A 9,518-nucleotide genomic window follows, 5' to 3' on the forward strand; every position below is an offset into this window, starting at 1 on the left:
ATCTATATGAAAAAGAAACTCCCAATCCCCATTTTGCTAGTCCTGTTTTGTTTCTTGACTATGCCATTTAAATCATGCGTTGACTCTGATGACTATGATTTTGATAAATTATCCGATAAAATAGATTGGCAACCAAATTTTGTTGCTCCTGTAGGTTATGGAGAATATAGCCTTTGGTATTTGTTGAATCAGCATGAGGTAGTGTTAGATGATCAAACAATTGTTCTTGGTGATGATGGTTTGATTCATATCAAATATACTGAAGCTAATATTTTTGAATATACTGTTGATGAAGTGTTGAATTTTCCAGCTCAAGATGCTGGCTCTGTACAGTTTGATATGACAGGTTATCCAACGGTTGCTGTGCCTTTTCCTGCTGATGTTGATCTTGCCGCTATTGATGAGACCTTCGATATTAAGGCAGGTGATACTGGTATTAAGCTAAAAGAGCTAAAACTTGATACGAAAGTGACTTTCACAGTATCTAATCCAGTAGATAAGGCAATAACGTTGAATGTTGCTTTAAAGGAAGAAACAGACGATGTCATTTTTATTTCCCAAGATTTTACTGTTCAACCTAATGCTGTAAGTCAAAAGATTGAATGGGATTTGACTGATTTGATCTTTACCTTTTCTAATCCTTCTATCGATAATACGATAGGTCTAAAGTTTGGTGTGAAAATTCTTAAGGGAGGTGATGCTACCATTGTAAGTAATGGAAATGACTTGGATATTACGTACCAATTTGGAGGTTTGGATTTTAAATTAGCAACGGGCGATTTTGGTAATCAAACTATTGATATTGGTTCTGGTGATATTGATATGGGTGTTGATTTTTGGGATGATATTGATGGAAGCTTCACTTTTGCGGATCCACGAATCAACGTTAAATTCAATAATACAGTTGGCTTACCATTTAAAGTGTTAGCTAATATGACAGCTTCAAATTCTGATGGTGATGTTCTGAATCTTGATCCTGATGCTCAGCTTCCTGATTATCCTAGAACAGAAGCTGAAGTTCTTGCAGGTATTGAAGCCTTAATCTTATATAATAAGGACAACTCACAAATTGTACCATTTATGGCTTTGCCTCCTTCAGGTAATATTACTTATTCTGGATCAGTAAAGATTAACGAGAATTTAGATGGAACTCGATATGACCCTCTTGCTGTAGGTAATAATATCAATATTATTTCAGGTAATTCTTCAATTGCGGCTGATTTAGAAATGGATATACCAATGGATTTCAAGGCTGATAATTTGAGTATTTCAGATACCATTGATGGGATTGATATTAGCGATGCAGATAAAATGATGAAGGCTGCAATCATCATTACATCGGAGAATGGATTACCACTGGATGTGAAAATTGAAAATATTTTCTTCACAGATGCGGCCTATACGGTACTTTCAACAATATCTAATGAGAGTATTATAAATGCGGCAGGGGTTACAGCTACTGGTGAGGTTGATGCATCTACAATTACTAAAGAGGTTAATAGAATTGAATTGACAGAGGCTCAAATAGAAAGTCTGAACGATACCGAAAATATCATCATTAAAGCTGTAGTAAGTACTTATGATGAAGGAAAACAGTCAGTGAAACTTCAGGGAACCGATAAGTTGAAATTTTCAATCTCGGTTAGTGCTCAACTCGATTTATCAAAATAACCTATAGCTTTTGTACAGATGCATAAAACAATAATAAAATATAGCCTGCTGTTATTTGTCGGATTAATCGTAAGTAATTTGGCTTCAGCACAAAAAATGAATAACACGCTGTACTTGATGCAGAATGTTCCTCAAAGCAATCAATTGAATCCAGCCATTCAACCAGAATGTAAAGTGTTTTTGGGTTTCCCTGGATTAAGTTCAATCTATGTGAACTATGCCAATAATGGTTTCACTTATAGTGACATCATTAAGGATGGTACAGGTTTGCAAAAGGATTCTTTGGTGGTAGATATTAATAGTTTTCATGATGCGCTTCAGTCAACCAATACGATTGTGAATCAACTTGATTATACCTTTTTCTCATTGGGCATTCGTGCTAAGAAAATGTTTTTCACCTTAGATGTTAGCTCTAAAATTGATAATCGTCTGGGGTTTGACAAAGGCTTGGTTTCATTCTTGAAAAACGGTAATGCCGGATATATGGGACGTACAGCAAATTTGGGGGCTATAGGTCTTGATGGTACTGCTTATAATGAAGTTGCTCTGGGTGTTTCGAAGCAGGTAACTGAAAAACTAACTGTAGGTGTGAAAGCGAAAATGCTTTTTGGTGTGGCTAATATGCATATGGATCAATCAAATTTATCGGTTTATACATCTGAGTCGGGTGATTTAGTTCAATTACGATCTAAGCAATTGATGAAAGTGTCTATGCCCTTAGATGTCACCCAAGATGCTGATGGTTATATTGACGATGTTGATGTGTTGGATGATGATTTTGATGGGACCTTCTTTTCTGGAACTAACAATAAAGGTTTTGCTTTTGATTTAGGAGCAACTTACCAATTCAATGATAGAACAACGTTCTATGCCAGTATACTCGATATTGGAGGCATTAAATGGAACGATACTTACGAGTTATCTCAAGACGCGACTTTTGATTGGCAAGGTGGCGATTGGTCACAATCAGGAAACTCGAATGATCCGAATTATCGCGAGATTGAAGACGTTATGGAAGACTTAACGGACTCTATTGCTGATGCCTTCCGATTTAAGGACAAAGCGGGTTCTTATTCAAGAGCCTTACCAACCAAAATATATCTTGGGGGATCTTATAAGTTGAACGAACGTGTGAATGTTGGTGCTGTTAGTCGCACAGAGATTTTTAATGGGAAAGTTCGTCCATCATTAAGCTTATCAGCTAATACGCGAGTAATTCGTAATTTTTCAGCTTCTCTAAGTTATTCTATGGTGAATAATTCATACAACAACGTAGGTGTTGGTATTGCTGCTAAATTAGGACCTTTTCAGATTTATGCTGTAAGTGATAATATTCTTGCAATGAATCCCAATACAGCAAAAACGGCGAACTTAAGATTTGGTATGAATATGATGTTCGGTTGTAGAAAGAAGACCAAAAAGAAAGATGTCTGTAAAATTCAGGAAGATCTAATTCTTGAGTATATGCAAAAGGAAACGAAAAAAGAAATTGAAGAGTAGTTTCTGATTATAATATCTAACAAATAGCTTGTCTGAAAGGACAAGCTATTTGTTAGATAATTCGTTGAATCAGTTATAATCGCCATTCATTGGTTTTAAAAGCACCTCGGGCATGCAATATCCACTGGCTTTCGTCCAAAGGATTAACACCTTTATATGCTCTTTTTTTCCCTTCTCCTTTGGGGCAATCCTGATAACCAGAAAAGCCGAACTTAACTTTCCCTTTACCTCCCGTAATGGAACTTAAACGGATATTAAAATCCATAGAAGTCGCTGCGGGAACTTCCCCCTCTAAATGAAACTTTCCATCGTCGAATTCAGGATTGGCAAAAACAGCACGCATTTGGTTTAATTCACTTGCAATTTTCCCAAGAAATTCTTCAGGTCCCGATATTCTAAACTTCAAGATGGGCTCCAATAGGTTTGTGTCAGCTTCTTGTAGGCCTTTCATAAGTCCCATTGGTGTTGCTATCATGAAATCGCCGGGGCGAGAATGCATCTCATGATCTTCCCCCTCGATAAGTGTAATTTTTATGTCGGTAACTTTCCATCCTTTAATTCCCTGTTCTAAAGCTTTGGGAATGGTTCGCTTTATTTCGTTCTGATACTTTTGAAGGACATTGTTGACGCCAACCACCGATTCGTAAACCACTCCACTTCCACGCTCGCCAGGTTCTATTTTAAATCGTGCCACAGCCCAGCAAGGCTTAGGCATGGTGTAACGGATATAGCCTTCAACTTCTCTTGCTGGTGTTTCTTTATATACAACAGTTGGTTCGTCAAAACCGACTTCTATGCCAAATCGACTACGAAGAAGCATTTCCAGAATCTCCATTTGGATAGTTCCCATAATGTGAAGATTCATTTCCCGATCTTTTTTAAACCACTCAAATTGTAATAAAGGATCTTCACTCGAAAGTTCTTGCAAGGCTCCAGCCAGCTTGGCATAATCAGCTTCGTTTTTTGATTTTATGCCAACAATCAGTAGTGGGATTTGCAAGGTCGTATTTTCTGGAATACCATTTTTACTCCCCAATATATCACCCACCTGAACTTCTGGCATGCCACTTACCAAACCTATATCGCCTGCTTCTAATACACCGATATCCATGTGTTTGTTGGTGTATATCTTTCGTATGAGTGAGACTTTTTCATCTCGGTTGGCGATCACATTCCTGATGCTATCTCTGTTCTTTAAGTTTCCGCCAAATAGGCGTATATGAGCCAAGCGTCCTAGTGTTTTATCGTGTTCAATTTTAAATACCAAGGCCGAGGTTTTGATTTCAGATTCTGACGATGCCTCTGGAAAATAAGTCACAATAGTATCTAACAGCTCAGGCATGCCTAAACCATTTTTAGCTACTCCCAATAGTACTGGGTTTATTTTTGACTGTTGGCACAAGTGCTGAGCTTTAGAAATACAGTAGGAGGGATTCAAAACTTCTCCTTCCAAATACTTTTCTAGTACTTCCTCGTCGGTATTGGCTAAGACTTCAAGAGATAATTCTTTTAGATCTTCACCCAATTCGTTGGTTTTATCTAGCCATAAATTATGAATTGCAGCCTCATTATTCCCTTCTTCGCTGCAAGTTTGAAGTGCAAATACGGGTGTTTTTAATTCCTTTTGTAAATCTTGAAAAACCTGAAGAACATCGGCACCTGGACGGTCAATTTTGTTGATAAAAATTAGAACAGGAATACCACGTTCGCAAAGTGCTTCGTATAAGGTATGGGTATGTGCCTGCACACCTTCTACTGCTGAAACAACGAGTATGGCTGCATCTAAAACCCGAAGAACCCGTTCCACTTCGGCCGAAAAATCGACGTGACCTGGTGTATCAATCAAATTAATTTGTGCGTCTTTCCACATAAATGAGGTGCAGGCTGATCGTACCGAAATTCCACGTTCCTTTTCTACCTGAAGCGAATCGGTGATGGCACTTCCCGAATCGACACTTCCTATTTTTCGTGTTGCTCCACCTAAAAAAAGCAGATTTTCAGTAATGGTTGTTTTACCAGCATCCACATGGGCTAGAACTCCTATATTTCGTATGTTTGACATATTCTCAAAATAGATTCTGAAACAAATTAGGCCATGAATATAAGGAAGTCTCGTGGAGGATAAAAAAGTTTCATAAGAAATAGATTTAGGCTAAAACATACTTTCTCTAAGAGATGAAATGGAAAGCTGGTGCCAAATGCAGAAACGAGGCTTTTGTTAAGGTTCCGATAGCTATCGGAAGCAGAGGAAACCCCAAAGCGAAGCTTGTAACAATGCGACTTGTATCATTGACTCTAGGCTTAAAACGTGTAAGCTATAATTGAATATGAGAAAGAGCGGGGAGTTGCAACGGAAAGCCCGCCGCTTATAGCTCCACTTAAGGTGCTATAAGCGAACACCCAAAAGCAAAAAGTGAAGAAGCGTGTAAAAAAAAAATGAAATGCTTATATTTGTCCTTCAAAATAAAATAGGATTATGAAATTTATATTAATTGCAATAGGAGTTTATTTCCTTATCAAATATTTATTTAGAGCTTTCTTCCCAGTTATTGTGAAGAAGACTTTTGAAAAAATGCAGCAAAAACAGCAGCAACAGCATCAACAGCAGTATCAAGAAAAACCAGAAGGTGAAGTTACTGTTGAAAAGAACACGACAAATAAAGACAAGCACGACACAAAAGGTGTAGGTGACTATGTCGATTTCGAAGAAGTGGACGACTAATTTGTTTCAGAATAGAGAATGATTCTTAGGCACTTTGTGCGTTTAAATTTGTTCATTCTAAGATGATCGGCTACTTTTGTTATCCAATTTCAGAAAAAATAAAATCTAAATAAAAAACTATGGCTCAGGAAGATGTTTTCAAAAAACTGGTAGCCCATTGTAAAGAATACGGATTCGTATTTCAATCATCAGAAATTTATGATGGTTTATCTGCGGTTTACGATTATGCACAATTGGGTGTTGAATTAAAAAACAACATTAAAAAGTATTGGTGGGATTCGATGGTAAAACTGCACGAGAATGTAGTTGGTATTGATACTGCTATTTTTATGCACCCTACCATTTGGAAAGCATCGGGACACGTTGATGCTTTTAGTGATCCTTTGATTGATAATAAGGACTCAAAAAAGCGTTACAGAGCTGATGTTTTGATTGAAGAGCTTTTGGCTAAGTTCGAGACTAAAATGGATAAGGAAGTCGCTAAAGCTCAAAAGAAGTTTGGCGAAACTTTCGATGAGGCTCAATTCCGTGAGACTAACCCTCGTGTGTTGGCCAACAAAGAAAAGATGGATGCTGTGCATGCTCGTTTCGTTGAAGCTTTAGATAAAAATGATCTTGATGAGTTGAAGCAAATCATTATTGATAATGCGATTGCTTGTCCTGTTTCGGGAACTAAAAATTGGACTGATGTTCGTCAGTTTAACTTGATGTTTTCAACCGATATGGGTTCAACTGCTGATGGTAGTAGCAAAATTTACCTTCGTCCGGAAACGGCTCAGGGTATCTTTGTGAATTACCTGAATGTACAGAAAACAGGTCGCATGAAAATTCCTTTCGGAATTGCTCAAATTGGTAAGGCGTTCCGTAACGAGATTGTTGCTCGTCAGTTTATCTTCCGTATGCGTGAGTTCGAACAAATGGAACTTCAGTTCTTTGTTCGCCCGGGTGAGGAGATGAAATGGTTCGACGCATGGAAAGAAACACGTATGAGCTGGCACAAAGCTCTTGGTTTTGCAGATGATAAATACCGTTTTCACGATCACGATAAGTTGGCTCACTATGCCAACGCTGCAACAGATATTGAATATAAGTTCCCATTCGGATTTAAAGAGGTTGAAGGAATTCACTCTCGTACCGATTTTGACTTGAAACAACATCAGGAATTTTCTGGTAAAAAAATTCAATATTTCGATCCTGAGTTAAATGCGAGCTATACACCCTATGTGGTTGAAACCTCAATTGGTGTAGACCGTATGTTCCTCGAGATTATGTCGGAAGCTTACAATGAAGAAAAAATTGAAAAAGAAGATGGTAAAGTTGACGAACGCATTGTTCTGAAATTGCCTCCAGCATTGGCGCCAGTGAAACTGTGTGTAATGCCATTGGTTAAAAAAGATGGTTTACCTGATAAAGCTCGTGAGATTATTAAGGAATTGAAATTCGATTTCAATTGCCAGTACGATGAGAAAGATTCTATTGGTAAGCGTTACCGTCGTCAGGATGCTATTGGAACACCTTTTTGTGTGACTTTAGATCACCAATCGTTAGAAGACAATACGGTGACCTTGCGTTATCGTGATACGATGGCTCAGGAGCGTGTTGAGATTGCGAAACTATATGATATCATTGAGTCAGAAGTAAGCATGAAAAAGTTATTCAAAAAGTTGACATAGTCTTTAAAAGCTTAAATATATAGAGAGGTACCCAACGGGTGCCTCTTTTTTTTTGTGCTGAACTGAACAATATTGGCTTCAAGTAGGGAAGTTCCCCATAGTAGAAAGTGTCAGGTTGGTATATTTGTGACTTGGAAATTTATGGACAGGTTTTAAAACTCTACAACTCAACTGACTACAAGATTATGGAAAAGAACTTGACTAAGAAGCGAGGCTGGACTGATCGTTTTCTAAATGTGACTGAAAGATTCGGGAATGCGCTCCCGCATCCGGCAACGCTGTTTGCCATATTTGCCTTATTGGCTATCTTATTATCTGGTGTTGCATCATTCTTCGATTGGCAAGCAGTTCACCCCGGTACTAAAGAAACAATCAATGTTGTTAACTTGTTATCAGTTGAAGGTTTTCATCGCATCTTAATTGAGATGGTTGATAATTTTACAGGCTTTGCACCCTTGGGTATTGTAATGGTAGCCATGTTGGGTATAGGTATTGCCGAAAGTTCGGGACTTATTGGAACATTAATTCGCAAGTTGGTTTTATCAGCTCCCAAAAACATGCTGACTTTTGTGATTGTATTGGCAGGTATCTTATCCAATACAGCTTCTGATGTGGGCTATGTTTTATTGATTCCATTGGCAGGTATTATTTTTGTGGCTGTCGATCGCCATCCTATTGCGGGTATGGCTGCTGCTTTTGCCGGTGTTTCAGGAGGTTTCTCTGCTAACCTTATCTTGGGAACGATTGATCCTTTATTAGCAGGACTATCGCAAGAAGCAGCCCGTATTGTTGATCCGACCGTAACAGTGAACCCTACTGGTAATTATTATTTTATGGTGGTTTCAACCTTCCTTGTTGCCATTGTTGGTACAGTAGTTACAGAGAAATTAATTGAACCTCGTTTAGGTGTCTATAAAGATGCGGCAAAACATAAGGAAGATATTCATCAGCTTACCAGTCTGGAAAAACGAGGCCTGCGTTGGGCTTTATATGTGGTTCTTTTCTTAACTGCAATCACAGTTTGGGGCTTATACCCAGAGGATGGTTTCTTTAGAGGTCCTGATGGAGGATTCTTAACATCGCCTTTGATTAAAGGAGTAGTGGCTCTCTTATTTTTAGGAGCTGGAGCTTGTGGTATTGCTTATGGTTTTGGAGCAAAAGTCTTCAAGTCTGATGCTGATATCATGAAGGGCATGGGTAAATCAATGGAAACTCTTGCAAGTTACTATGTGCTTGTTTTCTTTGCTGCTCAGTTTGTGGCTTATTTTAAATGGTCGAACTTAGGTGTTATTATGGCTGTTAAAGGAGCGGGAGCACTAATGGCTGCTGATATTGGTATGATTCCATTGATGATCTTATTTGTGCTCTTATCGGCTCTTATTAATATGTTGATGGGCTCGGCTTCGGCAAAGTGGGCGATTATGGCACCCATCTTTATTCCTATGTTTATGCTGATGGGCTACTCGCCAGAGTTATCTCAAGTTGTTTATCGTATTGGCGATTCTGTAACCAATGTGATTTCGCCAATGATGAGTTTCTTTGCGCTGATTATTGCATATGTACAGAAATACGATAAGGAATCAGGTATTGGAACGATTATAGCAACCATGTTGCCGTACTCAGTTGCATTTTTTGTGGCTTGGGTCATTTTATTGATGGGCTGGCTTATGCTTGGCTTACCATTAGGACCTGGAGCAGGCTTAGAATATTCCATGCCTAACTAGAAAATATAAAAAAAAGAGGAATTTTAACCTCCGGTACAATTTATAGAATAATGAAAGTCAGAGAGGTACCTGTATCGGGCGGTTTCTCTGACTTTTTTTTATTAAAAAAAGCTTGTTTTTGTTTTGCAAGAATGAAACATTTCCATACATTTGCAACGCATTCAAAAGCAATGCCCAGATGGCGGAATTGGTAGACGCGCTGGTCTCAAACACCAGTGAGGCAACTCG

6 protein-coding genes are annotated in these 9,518 nt (G+C 38.3%); 5 read left to right on the forward strand and 1 reads right to left on the reverse strand.

Annotated elements, in window-relative coordinates; translation table 11 throughout:
* Together ABY905_RS10195 and ABY905_RS10200 are read left to right on the forward strand one after the other, a co-directional pair.
* On the forward strand, positions 1 to 1,671 hold a 1,671-nt coding region (locus tag ABY905_RS10195), incomplete at its 5' end, for a hypothetical protein (protein ID WP_372643265.1).
* Between the two features lie 96 nt (positions 1,672 to 1,767).
* Complete coding sequence (locus ABY905_RS10200; RefSeq protein WP_372643268.1) at positions 1,768 to 3,171, forward strand: DUF5723 family protein; 1,404 nt, start codon at positions 1,768 to 1,770, stop codon at positions 3,169 to 3,171.
* A 73-nt stretch (positions 3,172 to 3,244) separates the two neighbouring features.
* On the opposite strand, the gene ABY905_RS10205 is transcribed toward ABY905_RS10200, so the two are convergent.
* Complete coding sequence (locus tag ABY905_RS10205; protein ID WP_372643270.1) at positions 3,245 to 5,233, reverse strand: GTP-binding protein; 1,989 nt, start codon at positions 5,231 to 5,233, stop codon at positions 3,245 to 3,247.
* A gap of 414 nt (positions 5,234 to 5,647) precedes the next feature.
* Between ABY905_RS10205 and ABY905_RS10210 the strand changes: the two genes are divergently transcribed.
* The 3 genes from ABY905_RS10210 to ABY905_RS10220 all read left to right on the forward strand — a co-directional run bounded on the left by ABY905_RS10210 (position 5,648) and on the right by ABY905_RS10220 (position 9,290).
* Positions 5,648 to 5,893: a DUF4834 family protein gene (locus tag ABY905_RS10210; RefSeq protein WP_372643272.1), complete on the forward strand. Its 246-nt coding sequence runs from the start codon at positions 5,648 to 5,650 to the stop codon at positions 5,891 to 5,893.
* A gap of 119 nt (positions 5,894 to 6,012) precedes the next feature.
* Positions 6,013 to 7,566, forward strand: a complete 1,554-nt coding sequence (locus tag ABY905_RS10215; protein ID WP_372643275.1) for a glycine--tRNA ligase — start codon at positions 6,013 to 6,015, stop codon at positions 7,564 to 7,566.
* Positions 7,567 to 7,673: 107 nt separating this feature from the next.
* Positions 7,674 to 9,290: an AbgT family transporter gene (locus ABY905_RS10220; protein WP_372643277.1), complete on the forward strand. Its 1,617-nt coding sequence runs from the start codon at positions 7,674 to 7,676 to the stop codon at positions 9,288 to 9,290.
* The last annotated feature ends 228 nt before the right edge of the window (positions 9,291 to 9,518 follow it).

Origin of the sequence: Ancylomarina sp. (assembly GCF_041555295.1) — a bacterium.
Lineage (GTDB): Bacteria > Bacteroidota > Bacteroidia > Bacteroidales > Marinifilaceae > Ancylomarina.

Bases quoted from the DNA above. Each gene is read 5' to 3' on its own strand.
- ABY905_RS10200 (WP_372643268.1), top strand. From the start codon at position 1,768: ATGAATAACACGCTGTACTTGATGCAGAATGTTCCTCAAAGCAATCAA.
- ABY905_RS10205 (WP_372643270.1), bottom strand. From the start codon at position 5,233: ATGTCAAACATACGAAATATAGGAGTTCTAGCCCATGTGGATGCTGGT.
- ABY905_RS10210 (WP_372643272.1), top strand. From the start codon at position 5,648: ATGAAATTTATATTAATTGCAATAGGAGTTTATTTCCTTATCAAATAT.
- ABY905_RS10215 (WP_372643275.1), top strand. From the start codon at position 6,013: ATGGCTCAGGAAGATGTTTTCAAAAAACTGGTAGCCCATTGTAAAGAA.